29 protein-coding genes are annotated in these 22,452 nt (G+C 38.0%); 28 read left to right on the plus strand and 1 reads right to left on the minus strand.

What is annotated here, in order from left to right:
* Nucleotides 1-63 precede the first annotated feature (63 nt).
* From rpsG to EK386_RS06175, 4 genes are all read left to right on the plus strand, one after another.
* Complete coding sequence (rpsG, locus tag EK386_RS06160; protein WP_126658164.1) at nt 64-534, plus strand: 30S ribosomal protein S7; 471 nt, start codon at nt 64-66, stop codon at nt 532-534.
* Between the two features lie 93 nt (nt 535-627).
* Nucleotides 628-2,706 (plus strand): elongation factor G, encoded by a 2,079-nt coding sequence (fusA, locus tag EK386_RS06165; protein WP_126658165.1) that lies wholly within the window; start codon nt 628-630, stop codon nt 2,704-2,706.
* A 139-nt stretch (nt 2,707-2,845) separates the two neighbouring features.
* A complete protein-coding gene (gene tuf / locus EK386_RS06170; RefSeq protein ID WP_126658166.1) occupies nt 2,846-4,033 on the plus strand; it encodes an elongation factor Tu in 1,188 nt (395 codons plus the stop codon).
* Nucleotides 4,034-4,252: 219 nt separating this feature from the next.
* Entirely contained in the window at nt 4,253-6,436 is a 2,184-nt protein-coding gene (locus EK386_RS06175; RefSeq protein ID WP_126658167.1) for a malate synthase G, read from the plus strand.
* Nucleotides 6,437-6,481: 45 nt separating this feature from the next.
* Here the strand turns inward: EK386_RS06175 and EK386_RS06180 are convergent, their stop codons facing one another.
* Nucleotides 6,482-7,369 (minus strand): LysR family transcriptional regulator, encoded by an 888-nt coding sequence (locus tag EK386_RS06180; protein WP_126658168.1) that lies wholly within the window; start codon nt 7,367-7,369, stop codon nt 6,482-6,484.
* A gap of 215 nt (nt 7,370-7,584) precedes the next feature.
* Between EK386_RS06180 and EK386_RS06185 the strand changes: the two genes are divergently transcribed.
* The 24 genes from EK386_RS06185 to rpsE all read left to right on the plus strand — a co-directional run bounded on the left by EK386_RS06185 (nt 7,585) and on the right by rpsE (nt 22,449).
* The gene (locus tag EK386_RS06185; RefSeq protein ID WP_126658169.1) at nt 7,585-8,268 is read left to right on the plus strand and encodes a response regulator transcription factor; all 684 of its coding nucleotides are present in this window, start codon (nt 7,585-7,587) and stop codon (nt 8,266-8,268) included.
* A 3-nt stretch (nt 8,269-8,271) separates the two neighbouring features.
* Nucleotides 8,272-9,288, plus strand: a complete 1,017-nt coding sequence (locus EK386_RS06190) for a sensor histidine kinase (RefSeq protein WP_126658170.1) — start codon at nt 8,272-8,274, stop codon at nt 9,286-9,288.
* A 99-nt stretch (nt 9,289-9,387) separates the two neighbouring features.
* Nucleotides 9,388-10,149, plus strand: a complete 762-nt coding sequence (locus EK386_RS06195) for an ABC transporter ATP-binding protein (protein WP_126658171.1) — start codon at nt 9,388-9,390, stop codon at nt 10,147-10,149.
* Nucleotides 10,139-12,127 (plus strand): FtsX-like permease family protein, encoded by a 1,989-nt coding sequence (locus tag EK386_RS06200; protein WP_126658172.1) that lies wholly within the window; start codon nt 10,139-10,141, stop codon nt 12,125-12,127. Before EK386_RS06195 ends, EK386_RS06200 begins: the two co-directional genes overlap by 11 nt.
* Nucleotides 12,128-12,268: 141 nt before the next feature.
* Nucleotides 12,269-13,585, plus strand: coding sequence for a Na+/H+ antiporter family protein (locus EK386_RS06205; RefSeq protein WP_126658173.1), 1,317 nt, complete (start codon nt 12,269-12,271; stop codon nt 13,583-13,585).
* A gap of 351 nt (nt 13,586-13,936) precedes the next feature.
* Nucleotides 13,937-14,245 carry a 30S ribosomal protein S10 gene (rpsJ, locus tag EK386_RS06210; protein WP_036172433.1) on the plus strand — a complete coding sequence of 103 codons (309 nt, stop codon included), beginning with the start codon at nt 13,937-13,939 and terminating at the stop codon, nt 14,243-14,245.
* A 47-nt stretch (nt 14,246-14,292) separates the two neighbouring features.
* Complete coding sequence (gene rplC, locus EK386_RS06215; protein ID WP_126658174.1) at nt 14,293-14,922, plus strand: 50S ribosomal protein L3; 630 nt, start codon at nt 14,293-14,295, stop codon at nt 14,920-14,922.
* Nucleotides 14,923-14,948: 26 nt separating this feature from the next.
* A complete protein-coding gene (rplD, locus tag EK386_RS06220; RefSeq protein WP_126658175.1) occupies nt 14,949-15,572 on the plus strand; it encodes a 50S ribosomal protein L4 in 624 nt (207 codons plus the stop codon).
* Nucleotides 15,572-15,856, plus strand: coding sequence for a 50S ribosomal protein L23 (rplW, locus tag EK386_RS06225; RefSeq protein WP_126658176.1), 285 nt, complete (start codon nt 15,572-15,574; stop codon nt 15,854-15,856). The genes rplD and rplW overlap by 1 nt, the downstream gene beginning before the upstream one ends.
* 46 nt (nt 15,857-15,902) lie before the next feature.
* Nucleotides 15,903-16,733, plus strand: a complete 831-nt coding sequence (gene rplB / locus EK386_RS06230; RefSeq protein ID WP_126658177.1) for a 50S ribosomal protein L2 — start codon at nt 15,903-15,905, stop codon at nt 16,731-16,733.
* Nucleotides 16,734-16,793: 60 nt separating this feature from the next.
* Entirely contained in the window at nt 16,794-17,072 is a 279-nt protein-coding gene (rpsS, locus tag EK386_RS06235) for a 30S ribosomal protein S19 (RefSeq protein ID WP_036200750.1), read from the plus strand.
* Between the two features lie 22 nt (nt 17,073-17,094).
* Nucleotides 17,095-17,439 carry a 50S ribosomal protein L22 gene (gene rplV, locus EK386_RS06240; RefSeq protein ID WP_126658178.1) on the plus strand — a complete coding sequence of 115 codons (345 nt, stop codon included), beginning with the start codon at nt 17,095-17,097 and terminating at the stop codon, nt 17,437-17,439.
* Between the two features lie 3 nt (nt 17,440-17,442).
* Complete coding sequence (rpsC, locus tag EK386_RS06245) at nt 17,443-18,099, plus strand: 30S ribosomal protein S3 (RefSeq protein WP_126658179.1); 657 nt, start codon at nt 17,443-17,445, stop codon at nt 18,097-18,099.
* A 2-nt stretch (nt 18,100-18,101) separates the two neighbouring features.
* Entirely contained in the window at nt 18,102-18,536 is a 435-nt protein-coding gene (rplP, locus tag EK386_RS06250) for a 50S ribosomal protein L16 (protein WP_126658180.1), read from the plus strand.
* Nucleotides 18,526-18,726: a 50S ribosomal protein L29 gene (rpmC, locus tag EK386_RS06255; RefSeq protein ID WP_004233646.1), complete on the plus strand. Its 201-nt coding sequence runs from the start codon at nt 18,526-18,528 to the stop codon at nt 18,724-18,726. The genes rplP and rpmC overlap by 11 nt, the downstream gene beginning before the upstream one ends.
* A gap of 17 nt (nt 18,727-18,743) precedes the next feature.
* Nucleotides 18,744-19,007, plus strand: a complete 264-nt coding sequence (gene rpsQ / locus EK386_RS06260) for a 30S ribosomal protein S17 (protein WP_036200740.1) — start codon at nt 18,744-18,746, stop codon at nt 19,005-19,007.
* 42 nt (nt 19,008-19,049) lie between these two features.
* Nucleotides 19,050-19,418 (plus strand): 50S ribosomal protein L14, encoded by a 369-nt coding sequence (gene rplN / locus EK386_RS06265; RefSeq protein WP_097149259.1) that lies wholly within the window; start codon nt 19,050-19,052, stop codon nt 19,416-19,418.
* A gap of 37 nt (nt 19,419-19,455) precedes the next feature.
* Nucleotides 19,456-19,764, plus strand: coding sequence for a 50S ribosomal protein L24 (gene rplX, locus EK386_RS06270; RefSeq protein ID WP_126658181.1), 309 nt, complete (start codon nt 19,456-19,458; stop codon nt 19,762-19,764).
* 28 nt (nt 19,765-19,792) lie between these two features.
* Nucleotides 19,793-20,332, plus strand: coding sequence for a 50S ribosomal protein L5 (gene rplE, locus EK386_RS06275; RefSeq protein ID WP_126658182.1), 540 nt, complete (start codon nt 19,793-19,795; stop codon nt 20,330-20,332).
* Between the two features lie 21 nt (nt 20,333-20,353).
* A complete protein-coding gene (locus tag EK386_RS06280) occupies nt 20,354-20,539 on the plus strand; it encodes a type Z 30S ribosomal protein S14 (protein WP_097073484.1) in 186 nt (61 codons plus the stop codon).
* Nucleotides 20,540-20,568: 29 nt separating this feature from the next.
* Nucleotides 20,569-20,967: a 30S ribosomal protein S8 gene (gene rpsH, locus EK386_RS06285; protein WP_126658183.1), complete on the plus strand. Its 399-nt coding sequence runs from the start codon at nt 20,569-20,571 to the stop codon at nt 20,965-20,967.
* A gap of 30 nt (nt 20,968-20,997) precedes the next feature.
* The gene (gene rplF / locus EK386_RS06290) at nt 20,998-21,537 is read left to right on the plus strand and encodes a 50S ribosomal protein L6 (protein ID WP_126658184.1); all 540 of its coding nucleotides are present in this window, start codon (nt 20,998-21,000) and stop codon (nt 21,535-21,537) included.
* A 30-nt stretch (nt 21,538-21,567) separates the two neighbouring features.
* Nucleotides 21,568-21,927: a 50S ribosomal protein L18 gene (gene rplR / locus EK386_RS06295; protein WP_126658185.1), complete on the plus strand. Its 360-nt coding sequence runs from the start codon at nt 21,568-21,570 to the stop codon at nt 21,925-21,927.
* 21 nt (nt 21,928-21,948) lie between these two features.
* On the plus strand, nt 21,949-22,449 hold the full coding sequence (rpsE, locus tag EK386_RS06300; RefSeq protein ID WP_107932324.1) for a 30S ribosomal protein S5: 501 nt from the start codon (nt 21,949-21,951) through the stop codon (nt 22,447-22,449).
* The last annotated feature ends 3 nt before the right edge of the window (nt 22,450-22,452 follow it).

Raw genomic sequence — 22,452 nt, forward strand, 5'->3', positions numbered from 1 at the left:
AATTATACAATGGCAAACTTAAATCTCTTATTAAATAGATAATTCTTGAAAGGAGGAAAACACATGCCTCGTAAAGGTCCTGTTTCCAAACGTGACGTGTTACCAGATCCAATTTATAATTCAAAACTAGTAACTCGTTTAATCAATAAAATGATGATTGATGGTAAAAGAGGTACTTCTCAAAAAATTCTTTATGGAGCGTTCGAATTAGTTAAAGAGCGTTCTGGTAAAGAAGCTTTAGAAGTATTCGAAGCTGCATTAAACAATGTAATGCCAGTTCTTGAAGTACGTGCTCGCCGTGTTGGTGGTTCTAACTACCAAGTACCAGTTGAAGTTCGTCCAGAACGTCGTGTTACATTAGGTCTTCGCTATTTAGTTAACTATTCTCGTCTTCGTGGTGAAAAAACTATGGAAGAGCGTTTAGCTAATGAAATCTTAGATGCATCTAACAACACAGGTGCTTCAGTTAAGAAACGTGAAGATATGCATAAAATGGCAGAAGCTAACAAAGCGTTTGCTCACTATCGTTGGTAATTTAGACTACGTGCTAGTGGTAAGCTAGTACGTAGATTTAAATATATAATTCAACAACTAGTCTATACCCAATATGGAAGGAGAAAATTTCCTATGAAACGCGAATTCTCACTAGAGAATACACGTAATATTGGGATCATGGCTCACATTGATGCTGGTAAAACAACAACAACTGAGCGTATCCTTTATTACACTGGTAAGATCCACAAAATCGGTGAAACTCACGAAGGTGCCTCTCAAATGGACTGGATGGAGCAAGAGCAAGAACGTGGTATCACAATCACGTCTGCTGCTACAACAGCTCAATGGAAAGGCAATCGCGTAAATATCATCGACACACCAGGACACGTAGACTTCACAGTAGAAGTTGAACGTTCATTGCGTGTACTTGACGGAGCTGTAACAGTTCTTGATGCTCAATCTGGTGTTGAGCCTCAAACTGAAACTGTATGGCGTCAAGCTACAACTTACGGTGTTCCACGTATCGTATTCGTTAACAAAATGGATAAAATCGGTGCAGATTTCTTATATTCTGTTGGTACACTTCGCGATCGTTTACAAGCAAATGCTCACCCAATTCAATTACCAATCGGTGCTGAAGATGCATTCGAAGCAATTATCGATTTAGTTGAAATGAAAGCTATTTTCTATGGTAACGACCTTGGAACTGATATTCAAGAGCGTGAAATCCCAGAAGAATACAAAGCACAAGCTGAAGAATACCGTGAAAAATTAGTAGAAGCTGTAGCAGAACTTGATGAAGACCTTATGGAAAAATACTTTGCTGGTGAAGAAATCACTATTGAAGAACTTAAAGCAGGTATCCGTAAAGCTACTCTATCTGTACAATTCTACCCAGTTATTTGTGGTACAGCATTCAAAAACAAAGGTGTTCAATTAATGTTAGATGCTGTAATTGACTATCTACCAGCTCCAACTGATGTAGAGTCAATTAAAGGTATCGATCCTGATACTGGCGATGAGCTAGTTCGTCATTCAAATGATGAAGAGCCATTTGCTGCTTTAGCATTCAAAGTTATGACTGACCCTTATGTTGGTAAATTAACATTCTTCCGTGTGTACTCTGGTATTTTAGATTCAGGTTCATATGTGAAAAACTCTACAAAAGGTAAACGTGAACGTGTAGGTCGTATCCTACAAATGCACGCGAACTCTCGTGAAGAAATTGCTAAAGTATTCGCAGGAGATATCGCAGCGGCTGTAGGTCTTAAAGATACTACTACTGGTGACACTCTTTGTGACGAGAAAAATCTTGTTATTTTAGAGTCTATGGAATTCCCAGAACCAGTTATCTCTTTATCTGTAGAACCAAAATCAAAAGCTGACCAAGATAAAATGGGACAAGCTTTACAAAAACTTCAAGAAGAAGATCCAACATTCCGTGCACATACTGACCAAGAAACTGGTCAAACAATCATCTCTGGTATGGGTGAGCTTCACCTTGACATCCTTGTTGACCGTATGAAACGTGAATTCAAAGTAGAAGCTAATGTGGGTGCTCCACAAGTTTCTTACCGTGAAACATTCCGTGGTTCAGCTGCTGTACAAGGTAAATTCACTCGCCAATCTGGTGGACGTGGACAATACGGTGATGTTTGGATTGAATTCTCTCCAAACGAAGAAGGTAAAGGTTTTGAGTTCGAAAATGCTATCGTTGGTGGGGTTGTACCACGTGAATACATTCCAGCTGTTGAAGCAGGTCTTCGTGACTCGCTTGACCGTGGTGTAATCGCAGGTTACCCATTAATCGACATCAAAGCGAAGTTATATGATGGTTCATACCATGATGTTGACTCAAACGAAATGGCATTCAAAATCGCTGCTTCTATGGCTCTAAAAGCTGCAGCTTCTAAATGTAGCCCAGTTCTATTAGAACCAGTTATGAAAGTAGAAGTAGTAATTCCAGAAGAATACCTTGGTGATATCATGGGTAACATCACTTCTCGCCGTGGACGCGTAGAAGGTATGGAAGCTCGCGGTAACGCTCAAGTTGTTCGTGCAATGGTACCACTTGCTGAGATGTTCGGATATGCAACTACATTACGTTCTGCTACACAAGGTCGTGGTGTGTTCTCAATGGTATTCGATCACTATGAAGAAGTACCAAAATCAATCTCAGAAGAGATCGTTAAAAAAAATAAAGGTGAATAATTGAAATTTCATCTTGCTTCAAGTATAAATAATTTGTAAGCTATGATTGACTGGCTGAGAAAGGGCCCTTATCAGCCGGCAGTTATAACATATAAAAACTAAAAAAACTATTAAACACATATTTAGGAGGCTCACTCTAATGGCTAAAGAAAAATTTGACCGTTCGAAAACGCATGCTAACGTTGGTACAATTGGACACGTTGACCATGGTAAAACTACATTAACTGCTGCTATCGCTACAGTTCTTTCTAAAAAAATGGGCGGAGAAGCTAAATCATACGCTGATATCGATAATGCTCCAGAAGAAAAAGAACGTGGAATTACTATCAACACTTCTCACGTAGAATATGAAACTGAAACTCGTCACTATGCACACGTTGACTGCCCAGGACATGCTGACTATGTTAAAAACATGATCACTGGTGCTGCTCAAATGGACGGCGGTATCCTAGTAGTATCTGCTGCTGATGGTCCAATGCCACAAACTCGTGAACACATCCTTTTATCACGTCAAGTAGGTGTACCTTACTTAGTAGTATTCTTAAACAAATGTGATATGGTTGATGACGAAGAATTATTAGAATTAGTTGAAATGGAAGTTCGTGACTTATTATCAGAATACGATTTCCCAGGCGACGATGTTCCTGTAATCAAAGGTTCTGCTCTTAAAGCTCTTGAAGGTGAAGCAGAATGGGAAGAAAAAATTATCGAATTAATGGACGCTGTAGACAGCTATATCCCAACTCCAGAACGTCAAACTGACAAACCATTCATGATGCCAGTAGAGGACGTATTCTCTATCACTGGTCGTGGTACAGTTGCTACTGGTCGTGTAGAACGCGGTCAAGTTAAAGTTGGTGACGTAGTAGAAATCGTTGGTATCGAAGAAGAAGCTAAATCTACAACTGTTACTGGAGTAGAAATGTTCCGTAAATTATTAGATTATGCTGAAGCTGGTGACAACATCGGTGCTTTACTTCGTGGGGTTGCTCGTGAAGACATCCAACGTGGACAAGTATTAGCTAAACCAGGCTCAATCACTCCACACACAACTTTTAAAGCAGAAGTTTACGTTTTATCAAAAGAAGAGGGTGGCCGTCATACTCCATTCTTCTCTAACTACCGTCCTCAGTTCTACTTCCGTACAACTGACGTAACTGGTGTTATCAACTTACCAGAAGGCGTAGAAATGGTTATGCCTGGTGACAACATCGAAATGAACGTAGAATTAATCTCTCCAATCGCTCTTGAAGAAGGTACTAAATTCTCTATCCGTGAGGGTGGCCGTACTGTTGGAGCTGGAGTAGTAGCTTCTATCCAAAAATAATTTTAGCTTATTGCTAATACAAACATCCTATGGGGACGCCTGTAGGATGTTTTTTTGGGTTCTAATTTCTTCGGTTGGTTATGTACTATAACTAAAATGAATAATGAATATTCAAAATATGTATTTCATTTATGGACCTCTATTCTATTATAATAATTGCTAAGGAAAGATTGAGGAAAACTCCTCTTTCTTGAATTTTGTATATTGGGGGATATGTTCATGACTAATTATATTCAAGTGGGGAATCTTCAAGTAGCTTCAATTCTTTATGATTTTATTAACAATCAAGCACTTCCAGGTAGCGAAGTAGATCAAGAACAGTTTTGGAACGGTTTTGATGCGTTAATCCATGACTTAACACCGGAAAATAAAGCATTGCTTGTAAAACGTGATGAACTACAAGAAGCAATTAATAACTGGCATAAAGAAAATAAAGAAAACTTTAATTTTGATGCTTATAAATCTTTCTTACAAGAAATTGGCTATCTTGAGCCGAAAGTAGAAGATTTTAAAATTACAACTGAAAATGTGGATGAAGCAATTGCAGTACAAGCTGGCCCACAGTTAGTTGTACCTGTAAACAATGCGCGCTATGCAATTAATGCTGCAAATGCACGATGGGGAAGCCTGTATGACGCGTTTTATGGCACTGACGCAATTAGTGAAGAAGATGGTGCAGATATCGGCAAAGGGTATAACCCAGTTCGTGGTGAAAAGGTTATTACAAAGTCAAAACAATTACTAGATCAAGCTGTTGCATTAAAAGATGCTTCACATATTGATGTAGTCAAATATGCAATTGTTGAAAATAAATTAGCTGCTACATTAGCAACTGGAGAAACAACAGGACTTGTAGATGAATCAAAACTAGTGGGATACCAAGGAACACTTGAGGAACCAACTGTTTTATTATTCAAAAACAATGACCTACACATTGAAGTTCAAATTGACCGTGAACATCCAATAGGGAAAACAGATGCAGCTGGTGTGAAAGATATCGTTCTTGAATCTGCAATTACAACAATTATGGACTGTGAAGACTCTGTTGCTGCAGTTGATGCAGAAGATAAAGTGTTAGTATATAGCAATTGGTTAGGTTTGATGAAAGGTGATTTAGCTGCAACATTCGAAAAAGGTACAAAATCGATGACACGTACATTAAATCCTGACCGTACGTATACAGCATTAAATGGCGAAACAATTACGTTATCAGGTCGTTCGTTAATGTTCGTACGTAATGTTGGTCACTTAATGACAAATAGTGCAATCCTAGATAAAGATGGTCAAGAAGTACCTGAAGGAATTTTAGATGGTGTAATTACTAGCTTAATTGCGAAACACGAGACTTTAGGGTCAGGAAAATATAAAAACTCACAAAAAGGGTCTATTTATATTGTAAAACCAAAAATGCACGGACCAAAAGAAGTAGCATTTGCCAATAAGCTATTTGAACGTGTAGAAGACTTAATAGGCTTAGAACGTTTCACATTAAAAATTGGTGTAATGGATGAAGAACGTCGAACATCTTTAAACTTAAAGGCATGTATTAAAGAAGTTAAAGATCGAGTTGTTTTCATCAATACAGGATTCTTAGATCGTACAGGTGATGAAATCCATACATCTATGGAAGCAGGACCTATGATTCGTAAAAATGAAATGAAAACTTCTACTTGGTTACAATCATATGAAAAATCAAATGTAACAGTTGGTCTTGACTGTGGTTTACAAGGTCGTGCTCAAATTGGTAAAGGTATGTGGGCTATGCCAGATTTAATGGCAGAAATGTTAAAGCAAAAAATTGGTCACTTACAAGCAGGGGCAAATACAGCTTGGGTTCCATCGCCAACAGCTGCAACGTTACATGCTACACATTATCACCAATTAAATGTAAAAGATGTTCAAAAAGGGTTATCGAGCTCAGAAGACTTCCAAGATGCTATCTTACAATTCCCAGTATCACCAACTACAAACTGGAGCCCAGAAGAAATCCAACAAGAGTTAGACAACAACTCTCAAGGTATATTAGGATACGTTGTGCGTTGGGTAGAACAAGGTGTGGGATGTTCGAAGGTTCCTGATATTAACGATATTGGGCTAATGGAAGACCGTGCAACGCTTCGTATTTCAAGTCAGCACGTTGCGAACTGGTTACACCATGGTATTTGTACAGAAGAGCAAGTGTTAGAAACAATGAAACGTATGGCAAAAGTGGTTGACGGACAAAATGCGGATGATCCAGAATACCGTCCAATGGCACCAAACTTTGAAGAGTCAGTAGCATTCCAAGCAGCATGTGACTTAGTATTCAAAGGTTATGAGCAGCCAAGTGGTTATACGGAGCCAATTCTACACAAAAAACGTTTAGAAGCAAAAGCGAAGTATGGTACAGTAATAGCAAATTAAAAATAAAAAGACATTATCTCTTGAAGGGGATAATGTCTTTTAATTTTACTGGCGAATAAAATCATGAGCTAGTGCAATAAATTCTCGCACTGCAAAGGATAAATATTTATTTTTCTTCCATGTCATACCGAGCTCTAAATAAATAGTTTCCTCATTAAAAGGAATTGCTACAATCGTATCATATTGAATTTTCTCGCAAATTCGCTTTGGTAACAGCGCAATACCAAGCTTTGCTGCCACCATTTCGATAATTAAATCCTTCTGAGATGTTTCGCATGCAATTGTAGGGAAAAACCCACTTTTTGCGCATTCATCAATTATCCGATCATACAACGTAAAATCATTTCGATAAATAATAAATGCTTCCTTTTCCAATTCTGCCAATTGTACAGAAGGACGAACAGCAAGCGGGTGATCTCGATGAACAATTAACATTAATGGATCTTTTAATATACCAATTGCCTCTAAGTTTTCGTTTGCCACACTTAAATTACAGATGAGTCCGATATCTAATTCTCCTGCTTCAACGCCTACTCGAATTTTCTTCGATCCAACTTCCGTTAAAATAAGTTCAATATAAGGATACTGTTCTTTGTATTGACTCACTAATTTCGAAAAAAATTCTGAACCTACAATAGGCGGAATACCAATACGAATTTGTCCTTTTTTCAATTCCATTAAATCCGTAAGCTCGGATCTTAAATTTTTAAACGCTTCCAGTACATGTTGTGCATTGATTAAGACTGCTCGTCCTGCATCTGTCAATTCTAATTGTTTTGAGGAACGGTAAAACAAAGGAACCCCAAGTTCAGCTTCTAAGTTTTGAATGGCCTTGCTGATTGAAGGCTGGGATACATGTAAAGTAGAAGCGGCTTTTGTGAAGCTTAAATGTTTCGCAACTTCTGAAAAGTATTCAATCTGACGTATATCCAAAAGAAGCAACTCCTTTACGAAATAATTAAATTCTTATTGAATTTAGTATTCTGCAATCTTATTATCTTGGCGCTATCATTAGCTCTCCTTCAAACTATTATACATTTAAACTCTGAATAAAAACCTCACTTTATGCTTGAGTTGAAGATGTATAGTATAATGAAACTGGATTAATTAGGAAAATTTATATCCCCATATGAAGGGAATGAGTAACTATGAAAATTTTTTTAATAGAAGATGATGCAGCGATTTTTGAAACGATTTCGGAACGCTTCAATAGCTGGGATTTAGATGTTATAGGCCCTTCAGACTTTCAAAAAATAATGGATACCTTTATAGAAGCAAAGCCTCATTTGGTGATTATTGATATACAGCTGCCGGCTTTTGATGGATTTCATTGGTGTAGGGAAATTCGTTCAGTTTCTAAGGTACCAATTATCTTCTTATCCTCTCGAGATCACCCAATGGATATGGTTATGGCAATGCAAATGGGGGCAGACGATTTTATCCAAAAGCCTTTTCATATGGAAGTGCTATTAGCGAAAGTGCAGGCAATTTTACGTCGAACGTATGATTATGTAGATGAGCAACCTGAAATTTCACGGTGGAATAGTGCAACAGTGGATTATGCTAAAGGAACAGTAAGGCTAGGAAATCGAACATGTGATTTAACGAAAAATGAGTTGTTTATTTTACGTGTTTTACTTCAGCATGTGGACCAAGTTGTTTCAAGAGATGAACTAATGCGTAAACTATGGGATGATGAGCGCTTCGTCAATGACAATACGTTATCAGTCAATGTTAATCGTTTACGCGTAAAACTTGAGGAAATTGGGTTAGAAAATGTAATCATTACAAAAAAAGGACTAGGCTATATTGCCGTAAATGTGATGGAGTAGTATATGTTGATTTTATTTTTAAAAGAGCGAAGTGCATGGATCGTATACATAATTCTATTATTACTATGTATGAATCTATTGTTTTATTTGGATAGTGGCTTCTCTGGTGTAAGTATAAGTTATTTTAATATAATTGCTATATCGCTATCGGTTGTATTCTTAGTTTGGCAGTACATAAAAGAACAACGACAGATGATTCATTTCCTGGGAAATTTGTCGAAAAGTGCAGAGGTACATTCGAATGAATATATCTCGATGTCACCCTATCAAAAGAAGTATATGGAAGATATTCTTACTGTATTTGAACAAAAGAATTCGGTTATAAATGAGTCGAAAATACAGCTTCAAGAACAGACAGATGACTTATTAGCGTGGGTGCATGAGGTGAAAACACCGTTAACTGCAATGAAGTTAATGATTGAGCAAACGAATGATGCTAAGCTTAGGAAAAAACTAGAGAGTGAATGGGTTCGAATTCATTTACTGTTAGATCAACAGCTTCACAGTACAAGACTTGCAACCATTGAAAAAGATAATCGTTTAGAGAAATTAGATTTAAAACTTATTGTATTTAAAGAAATCCGTGAATTTCAATCTTGGTGTTTGGAAAAGGGGATAGGGTTTCAAATTGAAGCATTAGAGGAATCCGTTATAACAGATAGAAAATGGGTTGCCTTTATTGTGCGTCAAATTTTATCTAATGCGATTAAGTATAGCTGGGAAAATGAAGAGATACAAATTTACACAGAAAGAGATCAAGATGAACATGTATTACTTCATATAAAAGATTTTGGAATAGGAATTGCTCAACAAGATTTACCCCGTATTTTTAATAAATCGTATACTGGGACGATTGGGAGAGAATCAGTACAATCAACTGGCATGGGGCTTTATCTAGCGCAAAATGCGGCACAAAAGTTAGGGGTCCAAATTTCAGTGAAGTCTAAAGAAAATGAAGGTTCTACGTTTACTTTGCGCTTCCCATTAATGAATGAATACCACAAAACATTTGGTAGATGACAAAATTGTCACCTACCATTTTACTTTGTCATCTAAAACGAGGGCAGTTAGGAAATGCCAAATGTACAATTGAAATAAGTTAAGAAAGGAGCGAATTATATGTCAGTTTTAATCGGTAGAAAGATTCGTAAAATATATGGCAAGAAATCCACTGCTCAAGAGGTGTTAAAAGGGATAGATTTAGAAGTAAATAAAGGTGAATTTGTGGGGATTATGGGTCCTTCTGGTTCTGGAAAGACGACTTTATTAAATGTGTTGTGTTCTATAGATCATCCAACAGAAGGGATCGTAGAAATTAATGGGCAAAATTTAAGAGGGATGAAAGAAAAAGCATTGGCCAACTTTAGAAGAGAGCAACTTGGCTTCATTTTTCAAGATTATAATTTACTTGATACGTTAACGGTCAAAGAAAATATTTTGTTACCGTTAGCAATTAGTAAACTTCCAAAAGTAGTAGCAGAAAGTCATTTGAAAGAACTTGTTGGTTTACTAGGCATATCAGATATTTTAAATAAATATCCAAATGAAATTTCAGGGGGACAAAAACAGAGAACTTCTGCGGCACGAGCGTTGATTACAAAGCCAGCATTAGTCTTTGCGGATGAACCTACAGGAGCGCTTGATTCGAAATCTGCTACAGCTTTACTTACAAACTTAGAAAGTATTAATCAACAAAAAGAAGTAACCATTATGATGGTAACCCATGATCCGGTGGCAGCCAGCTTTTGTTCACGGGTATTGTTTTTAAAAGATGGGGCGATTTATACAGAGTTATACCGTGGAGAGAAGACACGTCAGCAGCTATTTCAACAAATATTAAGTACGCAAAGTGTGCTAGGCGGTGACGGTTATGACGCTTAGTCGGTTAGTGTTCCGAAGTATGCGTAAAAATGTTAAACATTACTACTTATATTTTTTCGCACTTATATTTAGTGTAACGTTATGTTTTTCGTTTACGACATTGCAATATAACCCAACAGTTGAAGCTGCTCTTAAGGAGAGTGGAACTGCTACAGCAGGGTTTAGTGCAGGTAGTTATACATTGTACTTTATCATCACTTTTTTTGTGTTATATGCAAATCATCTGTTTATGAAGAGAAGAAGTAAAGAATTTGGATTGTATCAACTAGTTGGCATGACGAAGGGGTTAGTGATTCGTTTAATTGCATTAGAGAATATCATCCTGTTTGTGTTGGCTGTCGGTATTGGAATGGGTATTGGGTATTTTAGTTCCCGCCTTTTTGCAATGGTGTTGTTAAAAATGCTAGAGATTGATCTCGTTGTAAAATTATCTTTTTCACAAGAAGCATTTAATCAATCTGTGCTTATTTTTGGCATTCTACTTGTCGTCATATTAATACAAATGGTTTGGATGATTCGTAAAGTATCACTGCTTTCACTATTTACTGCATCGAATAAAACAGATGAACGTGTAAAGCGGTTTAGCGTTTTCCATATGATGATGGGGTTAGTTGGGATCATTCTTATTATTTTTGGCTACTACCAGTCTACTCTGCTATTTAATGTAGAAAAGAATAAAATTTTTAACGATTTATATGTACACATGATGGTAATCCTTGGTTCAACTATTTTAGGGACTTTCCTTGTCTTCCGATATTCGGTTGCGTTGATCATGAATGCACTACGATCAAGTAGAAATGGCCATTTAAAAGTTACGGACGTGTTAGCGGTGACACCAATTTTACATCGGATGAAAAGTAATGCAAAATCGTTAACGCTTATAACACTACTCACAGGACTTGCAGTTGGCATTATGAGTTTGTCTTATATTGCTTATTATTCTTCAGATAAACATGCCCGTCAGGAAACCCCGTATGATTATATATTGTTAAATGATCTTGGGTTAGGATTTCTAGATGCTCTGGAGCGAGAGGGTATTGGATATGAGAAGCATTCGTTTCGTATGGGTATGGTAGAGTTAAATATTAAGGATTTACTTGATGAAAGTTTAAAAGATAGTACAGTATTCAATTTTAATGAAGGGTCCCCTACGAATGTCATTTCAATCAGTGAATTTAGACAAGTTGAGTCCAATGTCATGCTAAAAGAGGGAGAAGCATTTATTACAGGTTATGATAGTATGCTTGAGGAAGTTTTAAGTCTAAATGCAGAAAGAGACATTTTCGTTCATTCAGGTGATACGGAAATTCCACTTTACATTACGGAAATTCGAGATGAGAATATTTTCCCTCATCGTGTATTATTAGGTACTCCAGTTTTAGTTGTTACTGATCAACTGTTTGAGAATGTGTTAAATACCGAAAATGAAGAGCGTGAATTCTTTTCTCAAGTGGGGATCAACCTCGTAGATAAAGATGACTTAGCAATAGCGGAAGTACTATATCAACAGTATGAATCAGAAAGAGGAGTAGTATTTGAAGGGTTTGAAGACTACCCTTACGTACAACCATCATATGAGGAAACCCGTAAAGGAAGTTTAGCAACATTAGGTCTAACAATTTTTGTAACAGCGTTTCTTGGATTAGCTTTCCTTTTAACAACGGGTAGTATACTTTACTTTAAACAGATGGCGGAAGCTGAGGATGAAAAAGAATTTTATACGACATTACGAAAAATCGGCTTTTCCACTTCCCATATTATGAAGGGGATTTATGCGAAACAACTATTTAACTTCGGTGTGCCGTTAATCATTGGGTTATTGCATAGCTATTTCGCAGTGAAGTCTGGCTGGTTCTTATTTGGAACTGAATTAGTTGCACCACTTGTTATTACAATGTGTTTATATGTCATTATGTATGGTGTATTTGCGGTCCTCTCCATCCAGTATTATAAACAAGTTGTTAGATCATCATTATAATAGTAGAAAGCCGTTATAATTTCCGAAAATTGCGGGAATTTATAATGGCTTTAAATTACATTGACTTTTATGGGGAGATTAATTAGACTTTAACACGTTATCAATTTATTAATTTAGCATACGAAAGTAAGAGGTAATGTAATGAACGCTGTTTTAATAGCTGTTGTTGTAATGTTAGTGTTAAGTCTACTTAAAGTAAATGTTGTTTTATCCCTTGTAATTGGTGCACTCATTGGTGGATTAACAGGTGGTATGACAATTACCGATACAATTACTGCATTTAACGAAGGATTAGGTGGAGGTGCACAAGTTGCGCTAAGTTATGGGTTGCTGGGTGCATTTGCAGTAGCAATCTCCAAAACGGGTATTCCGGATTTACTTATTTCAGTAATTTTAAAAGTTGTTCGTAAAAATGGAGACTCTGAGAAGAAATCTTTAGTAAAAGTTTTGATTTTCTTCTTCCTACTATTAATGGCAATTTTCTCTCAAAATTTAATACCAATACATATTGCCTTCATTCCTTTATTAGTTCCACCGATTTTAAAAATATTAAACTTATTAGAAGTCGATCGTCGATTAATTGCGTGTATCCTTACGTTTGGTTTAATAACGCCTTATATCTTTTTACCGTATGGGTTCGGCTTCATTTATCAAGAAATTGTAGCTACTCAGATGGCACTTTCAGGTCTTGAAATTGAAATGTCGGATATACCAAAGGCAATGGCGTTTCCTGCACTTGGTATGGTAGTCGGACTAGCGATGGCATTTTTCTTTTATCGTAAACCAAGACAATACAAACAGGTTGGCGTGAAAGAGGAAACAATTGAAGTATCAGTTTCTAAAAAAACAATCATCTTCACCATACTCTCTTTAATAGTAGCGGTTGTTATTCAAATCCCAACAGATTCTATGATTATTGGAGCCATATCAGGAATTGCTGTTTTATATGTAACAGGTGCTTTAAAATGGAATGATGCTGATGTAATCCTTTCAGAAGGTATGCGTATGATGGCCTTTATTGGGTTTGTAATAATATCAGCAAATGGTTTTTCTTCCGTTATTAACGCGACAGGGCATGTTGAATCGTTAGTAGAGAATACACTGAGTATTTTAGATGGAAATGTCAGCTTAGCAGTTTTATTAATGCTTATTATTGGTCTTGTTGTAACGATGGGAATAGGATCTTCCTTTGCAACAATTCCAATTATCGCAGCCATCTTTGTTCCGTTAAGTTTAGAGCTTGAACTAAGTGCATTGGCGATTATCGCATTAATAGGTACTGCTGGTGCATTAGGTGATGCGGGATCTCCTGCTTCAGACTCTACACTAGGGCCTACATCAGGACTGAATGCAGATGGGCAACATAATCACATTTGGGATACATGTGTTCCAACATTTCTTTTTTACAACATTCCGCTCATAATCTTTGGTTGGCTTTCAGTAATGTTTATACTTTAATAAGTCTAAGAAAATCGCTTTCTAATTTAGGGAAGCGATTTTTATATTGAAAGGAAAAATTACCATTAACAATTTGAAAAGAAACATTTGATATATGGTATAAATTCTTATATACTAAAAAACGGCTTTGAAACTTATGTTGATAAGCGAAATGTATAAAACAATACAATTTAAAATGATTTAGTAAAAAATACTTGCTTTATCATTTTTTATTGTGTATACTGTTGAATGTTGGTCTTTGACTGCGATGAAGCGAGAGGTTGCCGACACACCCGGCCGCTTTGCCATGGCGCGTGTGTGGGAAATTTTCGTGGAGAATGTCTAGAAAATAGGCGAGAAGGAGGGAAAATAATGGCAAAACAAAAGATTCGTATCCGTTTAAAAGCGTATGATCACCGTGTTTTAGATCAGTCAGCTGAGAAAATTGTGGAAACTGCTAAGCGTTCAGGTGCAAGTGTATCAGGTCCGATTCCGTTACCAACTGAAAAGTCTGTGTACACAATTCTTCGTGCAGTTCACAAGTATAAAGATTCTCGTGAACAATTCGAAATGCGTACGCATAAACGTTTAATCGATATCATTAACCCAACACCACAAACTGTTGACGCGTTAATGAAACTTGATTTACCATCTGGCGTTGATATCGAAATCAAACTTTAATGGTAAAAACAAATAGAACTTTTTAATTATCACAGGAGGTGTGACAAATGGCTAAAGGAATCTTAGGTAGAAAAATCGGTATGACTCAAGTTTTCGCTGAGAATGGCGATTTAATCCCAGTAACAGTTATTGAAGCTTCTGCAAACGTAGTACTTCAAAAGAAAACTGTTGAAACTGACGGCTACGAAGCGATCCAAGTTGGTTTTGAAGATAAGCGCGTTAAGCTTTCAAACAAACCTGAACAAGGTCACGTAGCAAAAGCGAATACTGCTCCTAAGCGCTTCATTCGTGAATTCCGCAACGTTAACGTTGGAGAATACGAAGTTGGTCAAGAAGTCAAAGTAGAAATTTTCGCAGAAGGCGATGTAGTAGACGTAACAGGTGTTACTAAAGGTAAAGGTTTCCAAGGTGTTATTAAACGCCACGGACAATCTCGTGGTCCTATGGCCCACGGTTCTCGTTACCACCGTCGTCCTGGTTCAATGGGTCCAGTTGCTCCGAACCGCGTATTCAAACAAAAGAAATTACCTGGTCAAATGGGTGGGACTGTAGTTACAATCCAAAACTTAGAAATCGTTAAAGTTGATGCAGATCGTAACTTACTACTTGTTAAAGGTAATGTTCCTGGTTCTAAAAAAGCATTAGTTACAGTTAAAACAGCTGTAAAATCTAAATAATTTCTCGAAGAAAGGAGGAAACAGGAATGACAAAGGTATCTGTACTTAGTCAAACAGGTGCTTCAGTTGGTGAAATCGAATTAAACGATACGATCTTTGGAATCGAGCCAAATGAAGCAGTATTATTCGACGCAGTAGTTGCTCAACGTGCTTCTCTACGTCAAGGTAATCATAAAGTTAAAAACCGTTCTGAAGTTGCTGGTGGTGGTCGTAAGCCATGGCGTCAAAAAGGAACTGGTCGTGCTCGTCAAGGTTCGATCCGCTCTCCACAATGGCGCGGTGGTGGTATCGTATTCGGTCCAACTCCACGTAGCTACTCATATAAATTACCGAAGAAAGTTCGTCGCTTAGCTCTTAAATCAGCTTTATCAGCTAAAGTTGGAGAACAAAACTTCGTAGTTCTTGATGCATTACAATTAGATGCACCAAAAACTAAAGAGTTCGTTTCAATTTTAGGAAACTTAAACATTGAAACTAAAGCATTATTCGTTACAGCTGAGTTAGATGAAAACGTAGCATTATCTGCACGTAACATCCCTGGTGTAACTGTTTTAACAGCTAACGGAATTAACGTTCTTGATCTATTAGGTCATGACAAAGTTGTATTCACTAAAGCTGCTGTAGAAAAAGTTGAGGAGGTGCTTGGATAATGGAAGCACGTGATATCTTAAAACGTCCGGTCATTACTGAGCGTTCTTCTGAGCTTATGGCTGAGAAAAAATACACTTTTGAAGTTGACGTTCGTGCGAACAAAACTCAAGTTAAAGATGCAGTAGAAGAAATCTTTGATGTGAAAGTTGACAAAGTTAACATCATGAACTACAAAGGTAAATTCAAACGCGTTGGTAAATTCGGCGGATATACAAACAAACGTCGTAAAGCAATCGTGAAATTAACTGCAGATAGCAAAGAAATCGAAATTTTTGAAATCTAATTCGAACTAGAGTTAGACTTTAACATTTAAGAAGGAGGGAAAACACATGGCGATTAAAAAGTATAAACCAACCTCAAATGGTCGTCGTAATATGACGTCATCTGACTTTGCTGAAATTACAACTAATAAGCCTGAAAAGTCTTTATTAGCTCCAAAAAAACGCAAAGCTGGTCGTAATAACCAAGGTAAAATTACTGTTCGTCATCATGGTGGTGGTCATAAGAAGCAATACCGCGTAATTGACTTCAAACGTCTTAAAGATGGAATTCCAGGACGCGTTGCTACTATCGAATATGATCCAAACCGCTCTGCGAATATCGCATTAATTAACTACGCTGACGGTGAAAAACGTTACATCTTAGCTCCAAAAGGATTAGAAGTTGGTCAAACAATCGTTTCTGGTCCAGATGCAGATATTAAAGTAGGTAACGCATTACCATTAGCTAACATCCCAATGGGTACAACAATCCATAACATCGAGTTAAAACCTGGTAAAGGTGGACAATTAGTACGTTCTGCTGGTACTTCTGCGCAAGTACTTGGTCGTGAAGGCAAATACGTAATCGTTCGTCTACAATCTGGTGAAGTTCGTTTAGTACTTGCTACTTGCCGTGCTACAATCGGTCAAGTTGGTAATGAACAACATGAACTAATCCACATTGGTAAAGCAGGTCGTTCTCGTTGGTTAGGTAAACGCCCAACTGTTCGTGGATCTGTAATGAACCCTAACGATCACCCACACGGTGGTGGTGAAGGACGTTCTCCAATCGGACGTAAATCTCCAATGACTCCATGGGGTAAACCAGCTCTTGGATTCAAAACTCGTAAAAAGAAAAACAAAACAAGCAAATTTATCATTCGTAGCCGTAAAAAATAATGTGATTGTACTACGGTTCGCACATGCAGCCGTGGTGAGTCACAGAAGGGAGGTTCCTAAATGGGTCGCAGCTTGAAAAAAGGACCTTTTGTCGATGACCACTTAATGAAAAAGGTTGAAGCACAAGAGAGTTCTGAGAAAAAACAAGTTATTAAAACTTGGTCTCGCCGTTCTACTATTTTCCCAAACTTCATCGGACTAACGATCGCAGTATATGATGGACGCAAACATGTACCTGTATACGTGACAGAAGATATGGTAGGTCATAAATTAGGTGAGTTCGCACCAACACGTACTTATAAAGGTCACGGTGCAGATGACAAGAAAACAAGACGCTAATTTTGAGAGGAGGTAAATCCTAATGACACAAGCTAAAGCTATCGCTCGCACAGTGCGTATCGCTCCTCGTAAAGTACGTCTAGTAGTAGACTTAATCCGAGGCAAGCAAGTTGGTGAAGCAGTTGCAATTTTACGTCATACTCCAAAAGCGGCGTCTCCAGTCGTTGAGAAAGTATTAAAATCTGCAGTTGCTAACGCTGAGCACAACTATGAATTAGATGTAAACAACTTAGTTGTTTCTGAAGTTTTTGTTGACGAAGGTCCAACATTAAAACGTTTCCGTCCACGTGCGCAAGGACGTGCAAGCGCAATTAACAAACGCACAAGCCACATTACAGTAGTGGTATCTGAGAAGAAGGAGGGTTAATCCGTGGGTCAAAAAGTACATCCAATAGGACTACGAGTTGGTATTATTCGTGACTGGGAGTCAAAATGGTACGCTGAGAAAGATTATGCTACTTTACTTCACGAAGATATCAAAGTTCGTAAATATATTGAAACTGCTTTAAAAGATGCATCTGTATCTAAAGTAGAAATCGAACGCGCTGCAAACCGCGTAAACATTACAATTCACACTGCGAAACCAGGTATGGTTATCGGTAAAGGCGGTACGGAAGTAGAAAACTTACGTAAATACCTTAACGATTTAACTGGCAAACGTGTGCACATTAACATCGTAGAAATTAAAAGAGCGGATCTTGATGCTCGTTTAGTAGCAGAAAACATCGCTCGTCAACTTGAGAACCGCGTATCATTCCGTCGTGCTCAAAAACAAGCAATCCAACGCACAATCCGCGCTGGTGCAAAAGGAATTAAAACACAAGTATCTGGTCGTTTAGGTGGCGCTGACATCGCGCGTGCTGAACATTACAGTGAAGGAACTGTTCCACTTCATACTCTTCGCGCTGACATCGACTATGCTCACGCTGAAGCTGACACTACTTATGGTAAATTAGGTGTTAAAGTATGGATTTACCGTGGTGAGGTCCTTCCAACGAAGAAGAACTCTGTGGAAGGAGGCAAATAATAATGTTATTACCAAAACGCGTAAAATATCGTCGTGAACACCGTGGTAACATGCGTGGTGAAGCGAAAGGCGGTAAAGAAGTAGCTTTCGGTGAATGGGGCTTACAAGCTCAAACTGCAAGCTGGATTACTAACCGTCAAATCGAATCTGCCCGTATTGCAATGACACGTTACATGAAACGTGGCGGTAAAGTTTGGATTAAAATTTTCCCACATAAACCGTATACGAAAAAGCCTCTAGAGGTACGTATGGGTTCTGGTAAAGGTTCTCCAGAAGGTTGGGTAGCAGTAGTAAAACCAGGAAAAGTAATGTTTGAGGTTGCTGGTGTATCTGAAGAGATCGCACGTGAAGCACTTCGTTTAGCATCACACAAACTTCCTGTTAAATGTAAAATTGTGAAACGTCAAGAAACTGGTGGTGAATCTAATGAAAGCTAATGAAATCCGTGACCTTGCCACTTCTGAAATTGAATTAAAAGTGAAATCACTGAAAGAAGAGCTTTTCAACCTTCGCTTCCAATTGGCGACTGGTCAATTAGAAAACACAGCTCGCATTCGCGAAGTTCGTAAAGCGATTGCGCGCATGAAAACTGTGATTCGTGAAAGAGAAATCAGTGCAAATAACTGATAAGGAGGTTCGGAAGAATGACTGAGCGTAACCAACGCAAAGTTTACACTGGCCGTGTAGTTTCAGATAAAATGGACAAAACAGTAACTGTTCTTGTTGAAACTTATAAGAAACACAAATTATATGGTAAACGTGTAAAATACTCTAAAAAGTTCAAAGCTCATGATGAGTTAAACGAAGCGAAAATCGGTGATATCGTACGTATCATGGAAACTCGTCCGCTATCAGCTACTAAACGTTTCCGTCTAGTGGAAGTAGTAGAAAAAGCGGTTATTATTTAATACATTTCGGAAAAATTATAATTCCGAAGGGAGGTAACCTAAGTGATCCAACAAGAAAGTCGTATGAAAGTTGCTGACAACTCAGGTGCACGCGAAGTTTTAACAATTAAAGTACTTGGTGGTTCTGGCCGTAAAACTGCTAATATCGGTGATATCGTAGTTTGTACAGTTAAGAAAGCAACACCAGGGGGCGTTGTCAAGAAAGGTGACGTTGTTAAGGCTGTTGTCGTTCGCACTAAATCCGGTGTACGCCGTAAAGATGGTACTTATATTAAATTTGACGAAAATGCTTGCGTAATCATCAAAGACGATAAGTCACCACGTGGAACTCGTATTTTCGGACCAGTTGCTCGTGAATTACGTGATAGCAACTTCATGAAAATCGTTTCATTAGCTCCAGAAGTTCTTTAATTTCATGACAGTACCAATCAAGGAGGTGCGACACATAATGCATGTTAAAAAGGGCGACAAAGTAAAAGTTATTACTGGTAAAGATAAAGGTAAAGAAGGCGTTGTTTTAGCGGCTTTCCCAAAACAAGACCGAGTTCTTGTTGAAGGTGTAAACATCGTTAAAAAACACGTTAAACCTAACCAGTTAAACCCACAAGGTGGTATTGTAAGCCAAGAAGCAGCAATCCACATTTCGAACGTAATGCTAATCGATCCTAAATCTGGCGAGCCGACTCGTGTAGGTTATAAAATCGAAGATGGCAAAAAAGTTCGTGTTGCAAAAAAATCAGGTGCAGTAATCGACTAATAAGTAAATTGAGAAGGGAGGTACGAACATGAGCCGCCTAAAAGAAAAGTATTTAAACGAAGTTTCTTCAGCTCTTATGAGTAAATTTGACTATAAATCAGTAATGCAAGTGCCTAAAGTGGAAAAAATCGTTATCAACATGGGTGTTGGTGATGCTGTACAAAACTCTAAAGCACTAGATGCTGCTGTAGAAGAATTAACAATCATCACTGGTCAAAAACCAGTTGTAACTAAAGCGAAAAAATCGATCGCAGGATTCCGTTTACGTGAAGGTATGCCTATCGGTGCAAAAGTTACATTACGTGGTGAACGTATGTATGAATTCTTGGATAAATTAATCGCTATCGCACTTCCACGTGTACGTGACTTCCGTGGGGTTTCTAACAAATCATTCGATGGTCGCGGTAACTACACTTTAGGTGTTAAAGAACAATTAATTTTCCCAGAAATCGATTACGATAAAGTTTCAAAGGTACGCGGTATGGACATCGTGATCGTAACAACTGCGAATTCTGATGAAGAAGCTCGCGAGTTATTGACACAATTCGGTATGCCGTTCCAAAAGTAATCAAATAAGGAGGGCGAAAACGTGGCTAAAAAATCAATGGTCATTAAACAACAACGTAAGCAAAAGTTTAAAGTACAAGAATATACACGTTGTGAACGCTGTGGTCGTCCACACTCTGTATATCGTAAGTTTAAACTTTGCCGTATTTGTTTCCGTGAACTTGCATATAAGGGACAAATTCCAGGCGTTAAAAAAGCTAGCTGGTAATCCCCTAAATTGGGAAGGAGGTAAAATTTATGACAATGTCAGATCCAATTGCAGATATGCTGACTCGCATTCGTAATGCGAACATGGTTCGTCACGAGAAATTAGAAGTACCAGCTTCTAACTTAAAGAAAGAAATCGCTGAAATTTTAAAGCGTGAAGGTTTCGTTCGTGATGTTGAGTATGTTGAAGATAATAAACAAGGTATCATTCGTATCTTCTTAAAATACGGAAGAGAAAATGAACGTGTTATCACTGGTTTAAAACGTATTTCAAAACCTGGCTTACGTGTATACGCTAAAACTGAAGAAGTACCACGTGTACTTAATGGTTTAGGTATCGCTTTAGTATCTACTTCTCAAGGTGTATTAACTGATAAAGAAGCACGTGCTAAAAAAGTTGGCGGAGAAATCTTAGCTTACATTTGGTAAGAAGTTATAAATGAATGGAGGTGCAACTTAATGTCTCGTGTAGGTAAAAAACCAATCGAGGTACCTGCTAACGTTACTGTGGTTGTCGCTGAAGACAACACAGTTACAGTTAAAGGACCAAAAGGCGAATTAAGTCGTCAATTCAATAAAGATATGAAAATCGAGCAAGAAGGTAACGTTATTACTATCGTACGTCCTTCTGAATCAAAAGAACACCGTACAATCCACGGTACAACTCGTGCGCTATTAGCAAACATGGTAACTGGTGTTTCTGAAGGTTTCTCTCGCTCTCTAGAACTTATCGGGGTAGGTTACCGTGCGCAATTACAAGGTACAAAACTTGTACTTAACGTTGGATACTCTCACCCAGTAGAGTTTACACCTGAAGAAGGTCTAGAAATCGAAGTTCCTTCAAACACTAAAGTGATCATTAAAGGAATTAGCAAAGAACGTGTTGGTGCATTAGCATCTAACATTCGTGATGTTCGTCCACCAGAGCCTTATAAAGGTAAAGGTATTCGTTATGAAGGCGAATATGTACGTCGTAAAGAAGGTAAAACAGGTAAATAATGCTTTTCGCATTAGAAAGGAGTGACCTCTGTGATTACGAAACAAGATAAAAATCAAGTTCGTAAAAAACGTCATGCGCGTGTTCGTTCTAAAATTACGGGTACTGCTGAACGTCCTCGTTTAAACGTATTCCGTTCAAACAAGAACATCTATGCGCAAATTATTGACGATGTTGCTGGTGTAACACTTGTTAGTGCATCAACTCAAGAAACAGCTTTTGAGGGTGCAGGTAGCAATGTAGATGCTGCAGCAAAAATCGGTGAAACAATCGCTAAACGCGCTGCGGAAAAAAATATTACTGCTGTTGTATTTGACCGTGGTGGTTACTTATATCATGGACGTGTAAAAGCTTTAGCAGAAGCTGCACGTGAAAACGGCTTAGAATTTTAATAAGAAGGAGGGACATACTTCATGAGTCGCATTGACGCAAACAAACTTGAACTTGAAGAACGCGTAGTTACAATTAACCGTGTTGCTAAAGTTGTTAAAGGTGGACGTCGCTTCCGCTTTACAGCACTAGTTGTTGTAGGTGATAAAAACGGTCATGTAGGTTTTGGTACTGGTAAAGCTCAAGAGGTTCCAGATGCAATCCGTAAAGCTGTTGAAGACGCGAAGAAAAACTTAATCGAAGTGCCACGTGTTGGTGGAACAACTCCACATGATGTTGTTGGTCGCTTCGGAGCAGGTCAAATCTTAATTAAACCTGCAGCTCCTGGTACTGGAGTTATCGCTGGTGGTCCTGTACGTGCCGTACTTGAACTTGCTGGTATTACTGATATTCTTTCAAAATCTCTAGGGTCTAACACACCAATTAACATGGTGCGTGCAACTGTAGCAGGTTTATCTGAATTAAAACGCGCTGAGGACGTTGCAAAACTTCGCGGTAAATCAGTGGAAGAACTATTAGGATAAGGG

It is taken from the genome of Lysinibacillus antri (assembly GCF_003977595.1).
GTDB classification, from domain to species: domain Bacteria; phylum Bacillota; class Bacilli; order Bacillales_A; family Planococcaceae; genus Ureibacillus; species Ureibacillus antri.